The sequence below is a fragment of the Xenorhabdus innexi genome, from assembly GCF_002632485.1.
Lineage (GTDB): Bacteria > Pseudomonadota > Gammaproteobacteria > Enterobacterales > Enterobacteriaceae > Xenorhabdus > Xenorhabdus innexi.
The window spans coordinates 1-21,394 of record NZ_NIBU01000026.1; the positions used below are offsets into that span (position 1 = coordinate 1).

At 51.3% G+C, this 21,394-nt stretch carries 2 protein-coding genes; both read right to left on the bottom strand.

Annotated features, from left to right (window positions below):
* Positions 1–596: 596 nt before the first annotated feature.
* Positions 597–11,420, bottom strand: a complete 10,824-nt coding sequence (locus Xinn_RS11575) for a non-ribosomal peptide synthetase (protein WP_086952977.1) — start codon at positions 11,418–11,420, stop codon at positions 597–599.
* Entirely contained in the window at positions 11,417–21,382 is a 9,966-nt protein-coding gene (locus Xinn_RS11580; RefSeq protein WP_099137655.1) for a non-ribosomal peptide synthetase, read from the bottom strand. Before Xinn_RS11580 ends, Xinn_RS11575 begins: the two co-directional genes overlap by 4 nt.
* Between the last annotated feature and the right edge of the window lie 12 nt (positions 21,383–21,394).

The window sequence follows — 21,394 nt, forward strand, 5'->3', positions numbered from 1 at the left end:
TGTGTATAGGTCATAGTGCATTTTCCTTTGGCGAGAAAGATGCCTACTATAGCAACTGACCGCCTTTCTTAGAAATTGCACTTATTAGTCGAATCCAAGGGATTATATGATATACCCCAGTCGTATATATCAGCAGATTCTAATTTTTTATCTTATCAGCTTCAGTCGATTTTTTATTGTCCGTCTCTTGCATTATGTTGTCTCGTTGATATTATCTTATAAGATGAATTCTGTTATGAATCTATCTTATGAGTTTATGCTTTATGATATAGGAACTTAAAAGTAAGGGAAATGGATTATATTGGTAATGCACTAAAAAGAGAGTGTTTAAAAATAAACTCTTTTATTTATTGCGTAACTATATAAAGTTTGATTTTTTCATCAAGAATTGTTCTGCTTTGGAACACTAGGGAATTAATATAAATTAATAATTTCATTGTAGCAGTTAATTTGTATTGCATTGATGTATTTTTGTTTGTTATTTAAACCATTAGTGTTACATGTTTGAACTGTCTGATATATAAATAATAACGCCCGTTTTTCGGGCGTTATTTATTGTTACTCTTAAACCACTTCCGGTGGAAGTGGTTTGTTATTTACTTATTATCCTTTATTACAGTGGCTAATACTTTGCCCATATTCCGTATATTTGGTTGTTCCATAATAGATGTGTGATCACCTTTAATAGGGATAATCGTCAGACGCTCAGGCGGTAAAATTTTACTCCATCCGAGATCCTTTCCTCTTTCACTGATCTCCTCAGTCGCTCTGAATAGAGTGACGTCAGCATCTATTGCCGATGGAATATAATAATAAGCAGCAACAGAGAGATTATGACGTAATTGAACAAAATCACTGACATTTTCTCGTGTAACCTGCGGCGGTAACAAATTATTTTTCTCAGCTAACGCCAACATTTCATCGTAATCACGGTTATCAGCTAATTTTTCAAATTCATTCCTGATATCATCCGGAGTGCCTTCCGGTACCAGTTCCAGCAGAGTCAGGCTTTTTTCAGAAACCATTCCTGCGTGTTGCTCTTCTGCTGAAAAATCAACTAAGTAGTTAGACGTAGTGTCCAGTAATCCGATAAAGTTCACTGTTTCACCAACACCTATTAACTGGCGGGATATTTCATAAGCAATAGTTCCGCCTGATGACCAGCCAGCCAGATAGTAAGGGCCGTGCGGCTGTATCTGACGAATGTATTTGATATATTCCTGAGCAATGTCGTTGAGGGTGAGCTGTATGTCTTCTTCGGCGTAGGTCTCACTGGCAAGAACGCCATAAATTGATAACTCGTCATCATCTATATAGGGTTCAAGATCGTAAACATAATTAACATCACCATTGATTGCGTGAATGAGGAACAGTGAGGTATTGCCATTCCCCTGACGGATAGTCACTACATTCTTCTGTTCCGGAAGTGATGTATCTGACCGGATGAACGTAGCCAGTTCACTGATGGTCGGGTGAACCAGCAGGTCGCGGATACCGATATCTTTATCTAAAACCTGATTCAGACGGGTAATAACCTGCAAGGTTAAGAGGGAGTGACCGCCAAGCTCAAGGAAGTGATCATGGCGTCCAACTTGTTCCAGCCGGAGTACATCCTGCCATATCTCTGCAATTATCTCTTCTGTTTCCCCAATGGGGGCTTCATAGCTGCGGCTGATAACCGAAGATTTATCCGGCGCTGGTAATGCCCGACGATCCAGCTTGCCATTCGGTGTCAGCGGGAATGCCTCCAGAATCACAAAAGCAGCGGGAACCATATAGCTGGCTAAGTGAACGTGCAACGAGTGGCGCAGATTTTCCAGGTCGAGGGTGGTATCCGGTTGTGGCACCAGATAGGCCACCAGACGTTTATCATTCGGCGTATCTTCCCGTACGAGAACAATTGCATCTTTGATACCGGGGTAAGCAAAGAGTCTGGCTTCAATTTCTCCCAGCTCGATACGGAACCCACGTATTTTGACCTGAAAATCATTGCGGCCGAGGTACTCAATCGTACCGTCCGGTAACCAGCGGCCCAAATCACCGGTTTTATACATCCGTGCATCGAGCTGGTGGCTGAATGGGTCAGGGATAAAACGTTCTGCCGTCAGTTCAGGCTGGTTGAGATAACCACGGGCAACGCCTGCACCGCCGATATGAATTTCTCCGCAAACACCGAGCGGAGCAGGCCGTCCCTGTCTATCCAGAATATAGATACGGGTGTTGGTTAATGGGAAACCAATAGGAAGCGTTGCTGCGGTATAAGGGGAATGACCATCCACTTTTAATACCGTTGCGATGACAGTGGCTTCTGTTGGCCCATAGGAGTTAATCCAGCGGCAGGTTTGCGTTTCAGCCAGTGATTTCCAGAGAGTCAGATGGTGAAGCTCTGCTTTTTCACCACCGACGATCACCAGACGCAGGGAAGGGCTGAAGCCACATCGTCCGGCAGCCAGTTCCTGTACCCACTGATGCCAGAAAGCGGTGGGGAGATCGGTGACGGTAATTTGCTGTTCCCGCAGGAAATGACCAAAATTGTTGTCCGGTACGCGAAGGTCAGTCGGTCGCAGGATCAGCGTTGCACCGGTTGCCAGTGTGGCAAAAATATCTGAAACGGTGGTATCGAACGCCACAGAAGTAAATTGCAGTACACGGTCAGCAGGGGTGAGTTCGTTGGTCTGACGCTGAACGTGAACAAAATTCACCACATTACGATGCTCTATCATGACGCCTTTGGGCTGTCCGGTAGAGCCGGAAGTATAGATGATATAGGCCAGATGATGTGGCGTCAGCACCGAATGGTGATGCTCAGGGTTGTGTGTGGGTTGCTGTGCCACAGTCAGTTGATGTTCTTCACTATCCATCAGCCAGACAGGAACTTCTGTTGCCAGACGGTTCTGTAAATGTTTTTGAGTCAGTAATAGCTTCGGTTTACAGTCCGACAGGATATAGGCCAGTCTGTCAGTAGGATAATCGGTATCCAATGGTACATAACCTGCGCCTGCTTTTAGTATCCCGAACAGGCCGATAATCATATCCAGGCTGCGTTCAACACAAATAGCTACCCGATCATCCGGTTGTACGCCTGCGGCAATCAGAGCGTGAGCCAGTTGGTTCGCCCGCTGGTTCAGTTCAGCATAACTGAGCTGTTTTTGAGTGGGTTGTTTTTCACTATCCCGTTTTTCACCGCTTATTCTTTCAAAACTTAGCCCTTCACAACTGATTAGCGCCGTGGCATCCGGTGAGAGAATGGCTTGTTGTTCAAATAACTGGTGGAGCAGAATATCCTGCGGATAAGCGATTTCAGCACCGTTAAACTCCACCAGTAACTGTGAATTTTCTTCCGGCGGCAGGACAGATATAGCCTGAACAGCCAGATCGGGCGTGCTTTGTAATGCAGCCACCAGTTCTCTTAATGCAGTTATCATATAGGCATTAATACGAGCCGGATCAATCTGCTGGCTGCATTGAGCCGTCAGTTCAAAACCGTCATCATAGGCATCAACATCCAGTGACAGGGGATAGTTGCTTAACTCTTCGGTATCAAGTGTCTCTATTCCTTTCCAGACGGGTGACAGATCGTCTTCGTTATCAAGGGAACTGTGACGGAAATTGAGCAGGCTGTTAAACAGTGGCAGAGAAGCCGGAATGCTACTGCAACGCTGTGCCACTGCCAGCGGAGCCTGTTCATGTATCAGCAGTTGACTCAGTTGCTGATAAGTTTCCTGTACCGCTTGTTGAATATTTCGTCCTTGCAGAACGACTCTGACAGGCAGGGTATTGATAAACATCCCCAATATCCGTTCAGCTTTTTCACCGCCTTGTAGTCTTCCCAATAAAACCGTACCGAAAACAACGTCGTCACGCCCGCTACACTGCGCCAGAACCTGTGCCCATGCAACATGGAACAGAACCGCAGCACTGACACCCTGCTGACGGGCACATTGTTGAATCATCAGAACCAAATCATTATCCAGCGTTAGAACATCTTCCGTGATCCCACCATTATTATTCTGAACATCCGATAATCCGAATGGCAGCGTAGGTTCTTCCACATCCCCCAACAACTGTTGGAAGTAAGCCTGATATTGTTCGGGCGGAATGTTTTTAGTCTGGGCAATAAAGTTACGGTAAGGCAAAGGTTGTGGCAGTTGTTCAGGCAGCCCCTGCAACAGGGTATTGACTTCATCGAAGACCAATTCCAGAGATAAGTGATCACAAACCAGATGGTGGTGCAGTAAAGATAACAGCCATTTGTCACTATGCGGGTCTTTGGCGATACTGGCAGCCAATAACGGCGCTTTAGTCACATCCATGCGTATTTTGTCAGGATCAGTGCTATCACGCAGTTGTTGTTCAGCATCGATTTCGGGTGATAATTCCAGCTCTGTGACAGGCATCAGGGCATGGCGATGAACGACCTGTACCGGCTCCGGCAGGTTTTCCCAATATACGGCACTGCGCAGGATATCGTGACGTTCAATAACCAGTTGGACTGTTTGCAAGAATGTATCCAGACGTTCACGACTGTCGAAAGTCATCAGCAGGTTACCCAGATAGGTATCACCGGTTGTTTCCAGCAAATGGTGGAACAGAATGCCTTCCTGCAATGGCCCTAACGGGTAAATATCCTGAATATTGGCAATGCCATCAGGGATATCAGCCACAATCTGGTCAATATTATCCTGTGTCAGTGTGACCAACGGTAACATATCCGGCGTAATCGCACGGCAATCGTCAGGAATGAGATTGGGTGGCACATGATAAGTAATACTGTTGTCTGTTGCGGTTTCAGCCAGACGATCAGCCATTGCTATCAGTGTCGGGGCAGAAAAGACCGCACTGACAGCCAGAGTGAACCCACGCTGACGCAGTTGTTCAATCAGGCTGACCACTAATAGTGAATGCCCGCCCAGTTCGAAGAAGTTATCATGCCGTCCGACCTGTCCCAGTCCCAGCAAATTCTGCCAGATGACCGCTAACAGTTGTTCGTTCTCACCCTGAGGCGCCTGATACTCGCGGCTGACAATTGCGGTGTGATCCGGCTCAGGCAGAGCCTGTCGATCCAGTTTTCCGTTCGGGGTCAGCGGGAAAGCATCCAGCACAACAAAAGCGCTGGGCACCATATACTCCATCAGGCGGGAGTCAAGATCTTCACGCAGATGAACGATATCCAGTGTGATATCCGGTTGTGCGACCAGATAGGCCACCAAACGTTTGTCACCGTTTTCATCTTCACGTGCTATAACAATGGCATCTTTGACTCCGGCACAGGCCGCCAGTTGGGTTTCTATTTCACCTAATTCGATACGGTATCCGCGGATCTTCACCTGAAAGTCATTACGTTCCAGATATTCAATCGTACCGTCAGCCAGCCAGCGGCCTAAATCACCGGTTTTATACATTCTGGCATTCGGCTGCTCACTGAACGTATCTGGAATAAAACGCTCATCAGTCAGATCCGGACGATTGAGATAGCCACGGGCAACGCCAGCTCCTCCGATGTGAATTTCACCTGAAACACCCAGAGGAACAGGTTGTCCGTGGCTGTCCAGAATATAGAGGCGGTTATTGGTAAGCGGATAGCCAATTGGCATGGTTTCTGCCTGATAAGGAATATGGCTGTCCAGTTTCAATACGGTTGCGATAACGGTCGTTTCCGTCGGGCCATAGGAGTTAATCCACTGGCATGAATGAGTTTCCGGCATGGATTGCCAGGTCATAAAATGCCGGAGTTCGGCTTTTTCACCCCCAACAATCACCAGCCGCAGGTACGGGCTGAAACCACAGCGACCTGCTGCCATTTCCTGTACCCATAAGTGCCAGAAAGCGGTGGGTAAATCGGAAACGGTGATCCGTTGCTCCTGCAAAAACCGGGTAAAAGAGGCATCCGGTATACGTATATCCGGTGTGCGCAGGACTAATGTTGCCCCGCTTGCCAGTGTGGCAAAAATGTCTGATACGGTGGTATCAAAGGCGACAGAGGTAAATTGCAGTACGCGATCCGACGGTATCAGTTGATTCGTTTCCCGCTGAACGTGAACAAAATTGACCACATTACGGTGTTCAATCATCACGCCTTTAGGTTGTCCGGTAGAGCCGGAAGTATAAATGATGTAAGCCAGATGATGTGGCTCCAGCCCAAGCTGGTGCGGATCAGGGTTGTGTGTCGGCTGGCCTGCCATAGCATCCAGATGATGATGACTGTCCAGTGCCCAGACAGGCATATCCGCAGATAAATTTGTCTGTAAATGTTGTTGAGTCAACAACAGCTTAGGTTGGCTGTCTGACAGAATATAAGCCAGCCGCGTTTGCGGGTATTCACAATCCAGCGGCACATAGCCCGCGCCGGATTTTAGTATTGCCAGCATGGCAATCACCATGTCCGCACTGCGTTCGACACAAAAAGCCACGCGATCATCCGGCTGTACGCCCGCGGCAATCAGGGTATGGGCCAGTTGATTGGCGCGTTGGTTCAGTTCAGCATAAGTGAACTGTTTTTTACCGCTTGGTTCTTCGCTGCTGATCAGCGCAATGGCATCGGGTGAAAGCGCGGCCTGCTGTTCGAAAAGTTGTTGCAGCAAGATATCCTGCGGGTAGGCGATCTTGGTACCGTTGAACTCTTTGAGTAACAACGAGTACTCAGTTGAGGGCAGAACCGGAATAGACTGAATATTTTGCTCCGGTATTTTCTGTAATGCGCTGACCAGCCCTCTCAGGGCAACATCCATATAGGCATTTATACGGGCCGGATCGATTTGCTGACTGGTCTGAGCAGTCAGTGAGAAACCGTCATCAAAGTCATCTACATCCAGCGACAGGGGATAGTTGCTTAATTCTCCGGTATCAAGTGTCTCTATTCCTTCCCAGATTGGTGAAAACTCCTGTTCATTATCCGGGGAATTGTGACGGAAATTGAGCAGACTGTTAAACAGAGGCAGAGAAGCGGGAATTCCGCTGCAACGCTGAATAACTGCCAGCGGAGCCTGTTCATGTGCCAGTAATTTACTGAGTTGCCTATAAGTTTCCTGTACTACCTGTTGTGCCGTACGTTCCTGTAACATAATGCGTACCGGCAGGGTATTGATAAACATTCCCAGTACTCTTGATGCCTCTTCGCCTCCCTGTAAGCGCCCTAGCAGGACAGTACCGAATATCACATCATCCCGTCCGCTGCATTTTGCCAGCACCTGCGCCCATGCGACATGGAACAGAACGGCAGCACTGACCCCCTGCTGACGGGCGCAATCCCGTATTGTTTTTGCCAGTTCGTTGTCCAGCATGAAGACGGATTCCGCAATCTGGTGACGATTACCTTGTATATCGAGCAGGCCAAAGGGCAGAGTGGGTTCTTCAACATCGCCCAACAGTTGTTGGAAATAAGCCTGATGATTTTCCAGCGGAACGTTTCGGGTCTGGGCAATAAAGTTACGATAAGGCTGAGGGGCAGGTAAGTCTTCGCTCTGACCCAGTAATAGCGCTTCAATTTCACTGAATATGATTTCCAGTGACAGGTGATCACAAACCAGATGGTGGTGTTGCAGAGCCAGCAACCAGCGCGCATTTTGTGGGGAATCGTCTTGTGACTCCTGAACAATGCTAGCGGATAACAACGGGGCTTTTGTGATATCCATACGCGTTGAGTGAGAGTCAGTATGACGGCGTAGTTGTTGTTCGGTGCTGCTTTCTTCCGCTGAGAATATTAGCTCTGTGACAGGAAGCGGAGCATGGCGATAGACGACCTGTACCGGCTCAGGCAGGTTGTGCCACTGGACAGCACTGCGCAGAATATCGTGTCGGTCGATCACTTTCTGCATCGCTGTCAGGAAAGTATTCAGCCGTTTGCGGCTGTCAAAAGTCATGATCACGCTATCGAGATAAATATCGCCTTCAGTTTCCAGTAAATGCTGGAACAGAATGCCCTGCTGTAGTGGCCCAAGCGGGTAGATATCCTGAATATTACTGACACCGCCTGTCACCTGTAAGGCTATCTGATCGATATTATCCTGAGACAGTGTCACCAGTGGCAGCATATCCGGTGTAATTGTCTGGCAGTTATCCGGGATCAGGTTTGGCGGTACAGCCGGGCTGTCTGTATCAGTTCCGGTTTGTCGGGTTAAACAGGCAGCCATAGCAGCCAGTGTCGGTGAAGAGAAAACCGCGCTGACATCAATGCCGAGGTTGTGTCGGCGCAGTTTTTCAATCAGGCTGACAACCAACAGTGAATGCCCGCCCAGCTCGAAGAAGTTGTCTTGTCGTCCGATTTGTTCCAGTCCCAGCAGTTCTTGCCAGACGATTGCCAGTTGTTGTTCCGCTTCACCTTCCGGTGCCTGATACTCACGGCTGATGATTGCCGTATGGTCGGGAGCCGGTAACGCTTTACGATCGACCTTGCCGTTTGGTGTCAGCGGGAAAGCCTCCAGAATGACGTAAGCACCGGGCAGCATATATTCCATTAACTGTGTGCTGAGCTGTTCGCGTAACCGGAGGATCTCCAGCGTTGTCTCCGGCTGTGGTATCAGATAAGCGACCAGACGTTTATTACCACTTTCGTCTTCATGGGCTGTGACGACAACATCTTTGACTCCATCACACTGTGCCAGTTTTGCTTCAATTTCACCTAACTCAATGCGGAATCCGCGTATTTTGACCTGAAAATCGTTACGTTCCAGATATTCAATCGTTCCGTCCGGCAACCAGCGTCCGAGATCACCGGTTTTATACATGCGGGCATCAGCGTGTTGACTGAACGGATCGGTCACGAAACGTTCATCGGTGAGGTCAGGACGATCCAGATAACCACGGGCGACACCTGAACCAGCGATATAAATTTCCCCCGCAACCCCGATAGGAACGGGTTGTCCCTGTGTATCAAGAATATAAATACGGGTATTGGTGAGCGGGTATCCGATGGGTACTGTACCTGCCGGAGAGGCAGCATCGTTGTCCGGTTTCCAGACTGTGGCGATAACCGTGGTTTCAGTCGGGCCATAGGAGTTAATCCAGCGGCAGGACTGGGTTTCAGGCAGAGTCTGCCAGGTATTGAAATGGCGTAGTTCCGCTTTTTCACCGCCGACAATGACCAGTCGTAAAGAGGGGCTGAAACCACAGCGTCCGGCGGCCATTTCCTGCACCCATAAGTGCCAGAACGCTGTCGGCAGGTCGGAAACAGTAATGGCCTGTTCCTGTAAGAACTGGCTGAAGTTTTTATCCGGGATACGCAGATGGGGAGGGCGCAACACTAGCGTTGCTCCGGCGGCCAGAGTGGCAAAAATATCGGATACCGTCGTATCAAAAGCCACGGAAGTAAATTGCAGCACCCGATCAGACGCTGTCAGTTCATTCGTTTCCCGCTGAACATGGACGAAACTGACCACATTGCGGTGCTCAATCATCACGCCTTTTGGTTGTCCGGTAGAGCCGGAAGTATAAATAATGTAGGCCAGATGGTGCGGTTTCAGCCCCAGTTGAGACGGCTCCGGATTGTAGGACAGCTGTTTTACCACATCAGCCAGATAGCGGTCATCATCCATTACCCAGACAGGTACTTCGGTAGTCAGGCGGCTTTGCAAATGTTTCTGAGTCAGTAACAGCTTCGGCTTACAGTCTGACAGAATATAAGCCAGCCGTTCAGTCGGGTATTCCGGATCTAACGGGACATAACCGGCACCGGCTTTCAGAATACCGAATAGCCCGATGATCATATCTGTGCCTCGTTCAACACAGATTGCTACCCGGTCATCCGGTTGTACACCGGCAGTAATCAGCGCATGGGCAAGCTGGTTAGCCTGCTGGTTCAGGTCATGATAGCTAAGTTGTTGCTCTCCGCTGATCAGGGCCGGGCTGGTGGGAGAGTGGGCGACCTGTTGTTCGAAGAGTTGCTGGAGCAGTATTTCCTGCGGATAATCCGCTGTTCTGGCATTGAAATCAGCCAGTAATTGATCACGTTGATTCGGCGTCAGTAGCGGCAGGTCAGCCACACGCTGAGTGTCATCTGCCACCATTTCAGTTAATAGTGTTTGCAGATAACCCGCCATACGTTCCATAGTGGCGTGATCAAACAAATCGCTGGCATATTCCAGTTCGCCGATTAATCCATCATCAGTGTCATGCAGTGACAGCGAGAGATCAAAGTGAGAGCTGTTGTCGGATAAATCCAGTTCACTGATAGTTAATCCCGGCAATTCGAACTGTTGTTGTCCGGGCGTATTATCCAGAGACATCATAACCTGAAAAATCGGGCTATAACTCAGACTGCGTGGTGGTTTCAACGCTTCAACTAATTGTTCAAACGGGAGATCCTGATTTTCAAAAGCGGCGACCGTATCTGTTTTCACCTGTGCCAGTAATTCGCTGACGGTCGGGTTCCCCTGTAACTGAACCCGCAGCGCTAATGTATTGACAAAAAAGCCGATGAGTGGCTCCAGATCGCGATATTTACGATTGGCAACCGGCGTACCGATAACCAAGTCATGTTGCCCGCTGAGGCGGGAAAGCAGCACTGACCAGCCGGTCAGCAGAGTCATAAATAACGTAATGCCGTGGCGTTGAGCAAAGGCTTTCAGTTTTCCGGTTAAATCAGGTGACAACGTCACGGTTGCTTCTCCCCCGGCATAAGTCTGCTTTGACGGTCGGGGTCTGTCTGTGGGGAGTGTCAGCAGCGTTGGCGCATCCTGTAGCGTATTACGCCAGTAATCCAGTTGGTTTTCCAGTTCCTTGCCCTGTAATTCCTGCCGTTGCCAGAGGGTATAATCAGCATACTGGATTTTTAATGGTGGTAACGGATCAGGCTGCCCGTGACAGAAGCTCAGGTAAAGAGTGGAAAACTCCTGCATCATGACGTTAACTGACCATCCATCTGAAACAATATGGTGCTGGGTCAGTAACAGAATATTTTCATCTTCTGCCAGTCTGAATAACTGCCCCCGAATGAGGGGGCCGTTTTCAAAATCGAAAGGATCGCTGGCTTCAGATTTTATGGCGCTCTGAATAGCTGCCTGACGTTCATCATCAGTTAACGGGCTGAGATCCCGTATCGTTAAAGAAAAGCCGAACTCTTTATCATGAATAATCTGGCGGGCTTTTCCTTCTTCTCCTGTGCTGCTCTCTGTCATTGCAATCGTGGTACGCAGGATTTCATGACGGGCGACAATTTTGTCCAGTGCGGCCTGTAATGCAGTTATATTCAACTGGCCCTTCAGGTGAAGGGCAGCAGGAATGTGGTATGCAGTCAGGGCAGCCGGATCTAACTGAGCAAGAAACCACAGGCGCTGTTGCGCCCAGGATAACGGAACCTCCTGTTGTGGATCGCGGGCAGAAATCGGTGCTTTTTCGGTTGCCAGACTCTTTTGCATGCGTTCTTTCAGTTTTTTCTGGAGTACCGCTTGTCTTAGCTGATTCAGTGTCTGTTCATTTTTGCTCATAGTTTCTCTCCCTCTGCTTGTTCTCCATTCAACATGGCAAGCAATTCCTCTTCAGATAGGTTCTCCAGCTCTTTTTGAATATCTTCAATATCCTGCTCAAAAAAGGTTTGCACCTGTTTTGATAAGATAAGTTCAGCCAGTTTGGTTAATGCTGAATGACGGAAAATGTCCGTAATTGAAATTTCCAGATGAAACTCTTCCTGCAATCTGGTTGATAATTGCATGATGGATAAGGAGTTACCTCCCAGCTCAAAGAAATCATCATGACGTCCGACCTGCTCCAGCCCCAGTAAGGTTTGCCAGATAGCCGCCAGTTGTTGCTCCGTTTCACCCTGTGGTGCTTTGTACTCTCGTGTGGCTGTTGCAGAGCGGTCAGGAACAGGCAGTGCTTTACGATCCAGTTTGCCGTTCGGGTTCAGCGGGAAAGCATCCAATATGACAAAAGCACTGGGGATCATATAATCCAGCAGATGATGGCTCAGTTGCTCACGTAACTCAGTGATTTCCAGTTGAGCATCAGGTTGTGGAACAAGGTAAGCCACCAGACGCTTATCACCTGTTCCGTCGTCACTAACCGGGTCTTCACGGACTATCGCAATAGCATCTTTGACGCCTTCACAGGCTGCCAGTTGAGTTTCTATTTCACCCAGTTCAATGCGGAAGCCACGGATCTTGACCTGAAAATCGTTACGTCCGAGGTATTCAATCGAACCGTCCGGCAACCAGCGTCCCAAGTCACCGGTTTTATACATCCGGGTATCGGTCTGATGGCTGAATGGATCGGGAATAAAACGTTCTGCCGTCAGTTCAGGCTGGTTCAGATAACCCCGTGCCACGCCAGCACCTGCGATATGAATTTCACCGGAAACACCGATGGGTACAGGCTCTCCTCGTGTATCAAGAATATAGATACGGCTGTTGGCAAGCGGGTAGCCAATTGGCAGCGTCTCCGCGCTATAGGCAGGATGGCTGTCTACTTTTAACACGGTGGCGATAACGGTGGTTTCCGTTGGGCCGTAAGAGTTCATCCAGCGGCATGAACGGGTTTCCGGCAGTGCCTGCCAGCTCATCAGATGGCGCAGTTCAGCTTTTTCCCCGCCGACAATAACCAGACGCAGATAAGGGCTGAAACCACAGCGTCCGGCGGCCATTTCCTGTACCCACAGATGCCAGAATGCGGTGGGCAAATCAGCCACTGTTATCTGCTGTTGTTGCAGGAATTGAGCAAAATTATTATCAGGAACACGTAGCTCCGAGGGGCGCATAATTAAGGTTGCACCTGCGGCAAGCGTGGCGAAAATATCCGAGACGGTGGTATCGAACGCCACAGAGGTGAACTGAAGTACACGGTCAGCCGCTGTCAGTTCGTTGGTCTGACGTTGAACATAGACAAAATTAACCACGTTATGGTGCTCAATCATCACCCCTTTCGGCTGACCGGTCGAGCCGGAGGTATAGATGATATAAGCCAGATGATTCGGAGTCAGTCCCAGTTGCTGCGGTGCCGGATTATGGATTGGCTGCTGTGCCATACATTCGGTATGACTGTCATCATCCAGCATCCATACCGGCGTATCGGTAGATAAACGGTCATATAAATGCTGCTGGGACAGCAATAACTTCGGAGCGCAATCTGACAGAATGAAGTTCAGTCGTTCGGTCGGGTAATCCGTATCCAGCGGAACATAGCCCGCGCCGGACTTTAAGATACCGAACAAACCAATCACCATATCCAGACCACGCTCGACACAAATGGCGATGCGATCGTCAGGCTGCACACCCGCGGCGATCAGGGCATGAGCCAGTTGGTTGGCTTTCTGATTCAGTTCACGGTAGGTAAGCTGAGACTCTCCATTCATGTTCTCTGCGTGGATCAGCGCGATAGCATCCGGCGTGAGGGCTGCCTGCTGTTCAAACAGTTGCTGGAGTAACATATCCTGCGGGCACTCAACGTTGGCACTATTGAAACTCTCCAATAATTGGATGCGTTCTGCTGGTGGCAGGATACTGAGGGACTGAATATCCTGTTTCGGTATTTCCTGTAATGCCATCACCAGTGTTTTCAACGCTTCATTCATATAAGCATTAATGCGCTCAGGGTTAATCTGGCGGTTGCATTGGGCGGTCAGGGCAAAACCGTCATCAAAATCATCCACATCCAATGACAGCGGGTAATTGCTGCGCTCTTCACTGCTGGCGATCTGAATGCCTTCCCATACGGGGGAATCGGTTTGTTGTTCGCTGCGCTGGCTATGACGGAAATTAAGCAGGCTGCTGAAAAGTGGCTGAGGTGCCTGAATACCACTGCAACGCTGGGCGATGGCTAGCGGCGTCTGTTCATGATCAAGCAATGAGCTGAGTTGCTGGTAAGTTTCCTGCACCACCTGTTGCGCAGTACGCTCCTGCAACATAACCCGTACCGGCAGGGTATTGATGAACATACCAAGAACCTGAGACGTATCTGCACCTTTTAGTGAACGCCCTAATAAGACGGTGCCGAAAACCACATCTTCCCGCCCGCTGCACTGTGCAAGAACCTGCGCCCATGCGACATGGAACAGAACGGCAGCACTGACCCCCTGTTGGCGGGCACAATCACGTATCTGATGCGCTAACTTATCATCCAGTGCCAGTCCGGCCTCTTCTATCTTATGTTGCTCATCGTGATTTCCCTGCACATCAACTAAGTTAAAGGGCAGAGTCGGTTCGTCTACATCCCCCAGAAGCTGGTGGAAATAGTCCTGATGTTTCTCAAGCGGAACAGCCCGAACCTGAGCGATAAAATTACGATAAGGCAGAGAAGGAGGCAGAGACGCTTTTTGCCCGAGCTGCAACATCTGCACTTCATTAAATATCATTTCCAGTGACAGATGATCACAAACCAGATGATGATAAAGCAGTGCCAGATGCCAATGATCGGTATGTGGATCTTTGACAATGTTGGCGGATAATAGTGGTGCGGTAGTGATATCCATCCTTATCAGGCGAGGATCGGTCGCTTCACTTAATTGCTGTAGTGCATCAGTACCGGCTGATAGCGCCAATTCGGTCACGGGCAGAAGCGCATGACGATAAACCACCTGAACCGGCTCCGGCAGGTTGTCCCACTGGAATGCACTGCGCAGAATATCATGGCGGTCAATCACCTGTTGTAATGTCAGCAGGAATGTATCCAGACGTGTCCGGCTGTCGAAAGTCATCAGCAGATTATCCAGATAAATATCACCGGTTGTTTCCAGCAAATGGTGGAACAAAATACCTTCCTGCAACGGGCCTAATGGATAGATATCCTGAATATTCGCTACACCGTCGGGAACGTGGGTAACAATCTGGTCAATATTATTCTGGCTTAACGTGATCAGTGGCAGCATATCCGGTGTGATAGCACCGCAATCGTCAGTAATCAGATTGGGCGGAACGGCATAAGTGACATTGTCACTATCTGTGATTTCCGTTATGCGCGATGCCATTGCCATCAGAGTGGGGGAAGAAAAAACTGCGCTGACTTCCAGTGTAAGGTCACACTGTCGAAGCTCCTCAATTAAAGTGACAATCAGCAGGGAATGCCCGCCTAATTCAAAGAAATTATCATGACGGCCGACCTGTTCCAGCCCCAGTAAGGTTTGCCAGATAGCTGCCAGCCGTTGTTCCGTTTCTCCCTGCGGTTCGGCATATTCACGCTGGACAAGGGCAGAGCTGTCCGGCGCGGGCAGTGCCTTGCGATCCAGCTTGCCGTTCGGGTTGACGGGGAAGGCTTCCAGAATAACGTAAGCGCCGGGCAGCATATACTCCATCAGGCGGTGACTTAATTGTTCACGTAATTGAATAAGATCCAGTGTTGTTACCGCGTGAGGGATCACATAGGCCACCAGACGTTTATCCCCGTTTTCTGTTTCACGGGCGACCACTACCGCATCTTTAACGCCGTCACATTGCGCCAGTTGCGCCTCGATTTCCCCCAGCTCAATGCGGAAACCGCGGATCTTGACCTGAAAATCGTTGCGCTCCAGATAGTCAATCGTGCCGTCCGGCAGCCAGCGGCCGAGATCGCCGGTTTTATACATCCGGGCGTTGGTGTGCGGGCTGAACGGGTCGGCAATAAAGCGTTCCGCCGTCAGGTCAGGACGGTTGAGGTAGCCCCGAGCCACGCTTAATCCGCCGATATGGATCTCGCCGGCGACGCCGATGGGCACCGGTTGCCCCTGTGTATCCAGAATATAGACACGGGTATTGGTGAGCGGGTAGCCGATCGGCACATTGCCCGCCAGCGGTGCGGTCTGGCTATCCGGTTTCCACATGGTGGCATTGACGGTAGTTTCTGTCGGGCCGTAGGAGTTGATCCAGCGGCAGGACTGTGTTTCAGGCAACGCCAGCCAGCTATTGAAATGACGCCGTTCGGCTTTTTCGCCCCCGACCAGCACCAGCCGTAACGTGGGGCTGAAACCGCAGCGTCCGGCGGCCATTTCCTGTACCCACAGGTGCCAGAACGCGGTGGGCAAATCGGACACGGTGATGGCCTGATCCCGCAGGAACTGGCTGAATGCCTGATCCGGAATGCGCAGATGGGGCGGGCGCAGCACCAGCGTGGCACCGGTTGCCAGTGTGGCGAAAATATCGGACACCGTGGTGTCAAAAGAGACCGAAGTGAATTGCAGTACCCGATCCGCCGGTGTCAGGGCATTGGCGTCACACTGGACATGGATAAAGTTCACCACATGGCGGTGTTCCAGCATCACCCCTTTCGGCTGGCCGGTCGAGCCGGAGGTATAGATGATATAAGCCAGATGGTGCGGTAACAGCCCCTGTTGGCTCGGGTCTGGGTTGTAGGAAGGCTGTTGTGCCACGGTGTTCAGATAGCCTGTATCGTCCATTGCCCAGACGGGCACGTCAGTGTGCAGGCGGGGCTGCAAATGTGCCTGGGTCAGTAATAACTGCGGGGCGCAATCGGACAGAATATAGGCCAGCCGCTCAGTCGGGTAATCGGGATCTAACGGCACATAACCGGCCCCGGCTTTCAGAATGCCGAACAGGCCGATGATCATGTCCGGACTGCGGTCAACACAAATCGCCACCCGATCATCCGGTTTGACACCGCTGGCGATCAGGGCATGAGCCAGTTGGTTGGCTTGCTGGTTCAGTTCGCGGTAACTGAGGGACTGCCCGTTACTGACCAGCGCAGTGGCTTCCGGTGTGTCTAACACCTGCTGTTCAAAAAGCTGGTGCAGTAACAGATCCTGCGGGTAAGCCACTTCGGTGGTGCTGAAGGTGGTCAGTATCTGCGTGCGCTGCGCGGGTGTCAGCAGTGGTAACGCCGCCACCGATTGGGTGTCATCGGCGACCATCGCCGCCAGCAGGGTATGCAGGTGCTCCGCCATGCGCTCGATAGTGGCACGCTCAAACAGATCGCTGGCATATTCCAGTTCCCCGACTAAGCCGTTTTCCCCCTCACTGAAAGACAGCGAAATATCAAACTGGGTGGTTTTGCGGTCTGCGGGCCGGTCGCTGAGGGTCAGGTCCGGCAAGCGGAAGGAAGAGCCGGCGGTATTATCCAGCGCCATCATCACCTGAAAGACCGGGCTGTGGCTCAGGCTGCGCGGCGGTTGTAATGCTTCCACCAACTGCTCAAACGGCAGATCCTGATGGGCATAGGCCGCCAGTGCATGGGTTTTGACCCGGGCTAACAGGGTGCCGACGGTCGGGTTGTCATCCAGCCTGATCCGTAACGCCAGCGTGTTGACGAAGAACCCAATCAGCGGCTCCAGTTCCCGGTATTGGCGGTTGGCAATCGGTGTGCCGATCACCACATCCTGTTGCCCGCTGAGACGGGAGAGTAGCACGCCCCAGCCACTCAGCAGGGTCATAAACAATGTCGTGCCATGACGCTGGCTCAGTGCCAGTAACCCGGCATTCAGTTCACGGGAAAGGGTGAAAGTGACCTGATCCCCGCGATAGCTCTGCTCCAGCGGACGGGGATAATCGGTCGGCAACTCCAGTAATACCGGCGCGTCCTGTAGGGTCTGGCACCAGTAATTGACCTGTTGTTTTAATTTCTCCCCCTGTAACCATTGGCGCTGCCACAGGGCATAATCCGCATACTGGATGTGCAACGGAGGTAACGGATCAGGCTGTTGCTGGCAGAAGGCCTCATACAGGGCCGAAAACTCGGTGATCAGCACATTCAGTGACCAGCCGTCAGAAATAATATGGTGCTGGGTCACCAGCAGGATATGGTGTTTATCACTCAGTTTCAGCAAGCGGGCGCGCGCCAGTGGCCCCTGAGTAAAGTCAAACGGCTGGTCGGCTTCGGCCTGTTCCGCGGCGGCAATCGCCTGTTGCTGCTCTGCCGGGGATAACCGGCTGAAGTCCTGTGAAATCAGCGCAAACCCGCCCGCCGGATCACCAATGATCTGGCGGGCTTCGCCGTCAATCACGGCAAGGGTGGTGCGCAGAATTTCATGGCGGGCGACAATCCGGTTCAGTGCGGCCTGTAGTGCCGCCGGATTCAGATGCCCGTGCAGTTCCAGCCCCCCGGCAATGTGGTAGGCCGCCTGTGCGGCGCTGTCCAGTTGCGCCAGAAACCATAAACGCTGTTGCGCCCAGGACAGGGGCAACGGCTGCTGGCGGTCAGCGGGCAGGATCGTCGGCTGAACAGCCGTGGTGGCCTGCCCCAGTGACCGGGCCAAATCGGCCAGTGTGGGATGGGTGAACAGATCCTGCAAGGTCACTTCAAGGTGCAGTTTTTCCCGTAAACGGGCAGCGACCTGTACCGTCAGTAAGGAGTGGCCGCCTAACTCAAAGAAGTTGTCATGACGCCCGATACGTTCCACCCCCAATAAATCCTGCCAGATAGCCGCCAGTGTCTGCTCCGTGTCGCCCTGCGGTGCGGCATACTCACGCTGGACAAGGGCAGAGCTGTCCGGCGCGGGCAGTGCCTTGCGATCCAGCTTGCCGTTCGGGTTGACGGGGAAGGCTTCCAGAATAACGTAAGCGCCGGGCAGCATATACTCCATCAGGCGGTGACTTAATTGTTCACGTAATTGAATAAGATCCAGTGTTGTTGCCGCGTGAGGGATCACATAGGCCACCAGACGTTTATCCCCGTTTTCCGCTTCCCGCGCGACCACTACCGCATCTTTAACGCCGTCACACTGGGCCAGTTGCGCCTCGATTTCCCCCAGCTCAATGCGGAAGCCGCGGATCTTGACCTGAAAATCGTTGCGCTCGAGATAGTCAATCGTGCCGTCCGGCAGCCAGCGGCCGAGATCGCCGGTTTTATACATCCGGGCGTTGGTGTGCGGGCTGAACGGGTCGGCAATAAAGCGTTCCGCCGTCAGGTCAGGACGGTTGAGGTAGCCCCGAGCCACGCTTAATCCGCCGATATGGATCTCGCCGGCGACGCCGATGGGCACCGGTTGCCCCTGTGTATCCAGAATATAGACACGGGTATTGGTGAGCGGGTAGCCGATCGGCACATTGCCCGCCAGCGGTGCGGTCTGGCTATCCGGTTTCCACATGGTGGCATTGACGGTAGTTTCTGTCGGGCCGTAGGAGTTGATCCAGCGGCAGGACTGTGTTTCAGGCAACGCCAGCCAGCTATTGAAATGACGCCGTTCGGCTTTTTCGCCCCCGACCAGCACCAGCCGTAACGTGGGGCTGAAACCGCAGCGTCCGGCGGCCATTTCCTGTACCCACAGGTGCCAGAACGCGGTGGGCAAATCGGACACGGTGATGGCCTGATCCCGCAGGAACTGGCTGAATGCCTGATCCGGAATGCGCAGATGGGGCGGGCGCAGCACCAGCGTGGCACCGGTTGCCAGTGTGGCGAAAATATCGGACACCGTGGTGTCAAAAGAGACCGAAGTGAATTGCAGTACCCGATCCGCCGGTGTCAGGGCATTGGCGTCACACTGGACATGGACAAAGTTCACCACATGGCGGTGTTCCAGCATCACCCCTTTCGGCTGGCCGGTCGAGCCGGAGGTATAGATGATATAAGCCAGATGGTGCGGTAACAGCCCCTGTTGGCTCGGGTCTGGATTGTAGGAAGGCTGTGTTGCCACGGTGTTCAGATAGCCTGTATCGTCCATTGCCCAGACGGGCACGTCAGTGTGCAGGCGGGGCTGCAAATGTGCCTGAGTCAGTAATAACTGCGGGGCACAATCGGACAGAATATAGGCCAGCCGCTCAGTCGGGTAATCGGGATCTAACGGCACATAACCGGCCCCGGCTTTCAGAATGCCGAACAGGCCGAGGATCATGTCCGGACTGCGGTCAACACAAATCGCCACCCGATCATCCGGTTTGACACCGCTGGCGATCAGGGCATGAGCCAGTTGGTTGGCTTGCTGGTTCAGTTCGCGGTAACTGAGGGATTGCCCGTTACTGACCAGCGCAGTGGCTTCCGGTGTGTCTAACACCTGCTGTTCAAAAAGCTGGTGCAGTAACAGATCCTGCGGGTAAGCCACTTCAGTGGTGCTGAACGTGGTTAATATCTGCGTGCGCTGCGCGGGTGTCAGCAGCGGTAACGCCGCCACCGATTGGGTGTCATCGGCGACCATCGCCGCCAGCAGGGTATGCAGGTGTTCCGCCATGCGCTCAATAGTGGCACGCTCAAACAGATCGCTGGCATATTCTAAATCACCGGTTAATCCGTTTTCTGTATCATTCAGTGTGAGAGTCAAATCAAAATAAGCACTTTCTCTGACCAGAGGAAGTTCACTCAATTTTAATCCTGCTAACTCAAAATGCTTTTGTTCTGATTGGTTATCAAGAGTCAGCATGACCTGAAAAATAGGACTGTGGCTCAGACTGCGGGTAGGGCGCAGAGCTTCGACCAGTTGTTCGAAGGGGAGATCCTGATGGGCATAAGCGCCCAATGCCCGCTGCTTCACCTGTGCCAGCAATTCACTGACACTGGGGTTATCACTTAATTGAATACGCAATGCCAGTGTATTCGCAAAGAAACCGATTAATGATTCCAGCTCATGTTGCTGACGGTTAGCAATCGGTGTTCCTATGACCAGATCATCCTGCCCGCTGAAACGGGAAAGTAAGACCGCCCAGCCTGCCATCAGGGTCATAAATAACGTTGTGCCATGACGCTGGCTGAGTTTTTTCAGACCGGCACTCAGTTCCGGTGACAGAGCCAAATCAACACGGTCACCCTTGTAACTTTGTTGTATCGGGCGAGGTTTGTCAGTGGGTAGTTCGAGCAATTCAGGTGCATTTTTTAACTGCTCACGCCAGTAATTAAGCTGTGTTTCCAGTACATCGCCCTGTAACCATTGCTGCTGCCAGAGTACATAATCAGCATACTGGAGAGGTAATTCCGGCAATGGATCAGGCAGTCCCTGACTAAAAGCCTGATAAAGAGCGGACAGTTCCTGAATTAATAATCTGACAGACCAGCCATCCGAAATGATGTGATGTTGTGTTAATAACAGAACATGCTCATCTTCAGCCAAATGTAATAAATGCCCTCGGAGTAATGGCCCACAGGTAAAATCAAAAGGTCTGACTGCTTCATGATGAGCTCGTTCTTCGACGGCGGTCTGCTGTTCTGGCTCTGGTAAATGGCGGATATCCTCTGACGTCAACGCAAATCCACTGTCGGTATGCCCGATAATCTGCCGGGCGGTTCCTTCAGCGGATATAAACGTAGTCCGCAGGCTTTCGTGACGGGCAACAATCCTGTCCAGAGCGGCCTGTAACGCATTCAGGTTAAGCTGACCCTGTAGATGTAACCCCACTGACATATGGTATGCAGTTTGAGCAGAGGGATCTAGCTGAGTCAGAAACCAGAGCCGCTGTTGTGTCCAGGACAATGGTATATCACCATTGCGGGGCTGGGGGCGGATCTCCGCTTTTTTTACGTGCTGACGAGATAGCTTTGCGGTTTTGGCTAACTCAAGTAGTCTTTTCCGTTCAGCTAATGGCAAAGAAATTAATTCATTATTATTCATTGTTGAGTACCA

Bases quoted from the DNA above. Each gene is read 5' to 3' on its own strand.
- Xinn_RS11580 (WP_099137655.1), bottom strand. From the start codon at position 21,382: ATGAATAATAATGAATTAATTTCTTTGCCATTAGCTGAACGGAAAAGA.
- Xinn_RS11575 (WP_086952977.1), bottom strand. From the start codon at position 11,420: ATGAGCAAAAATGAACAGACACTGAATCAGCTAAGACAAGCGGTACTC.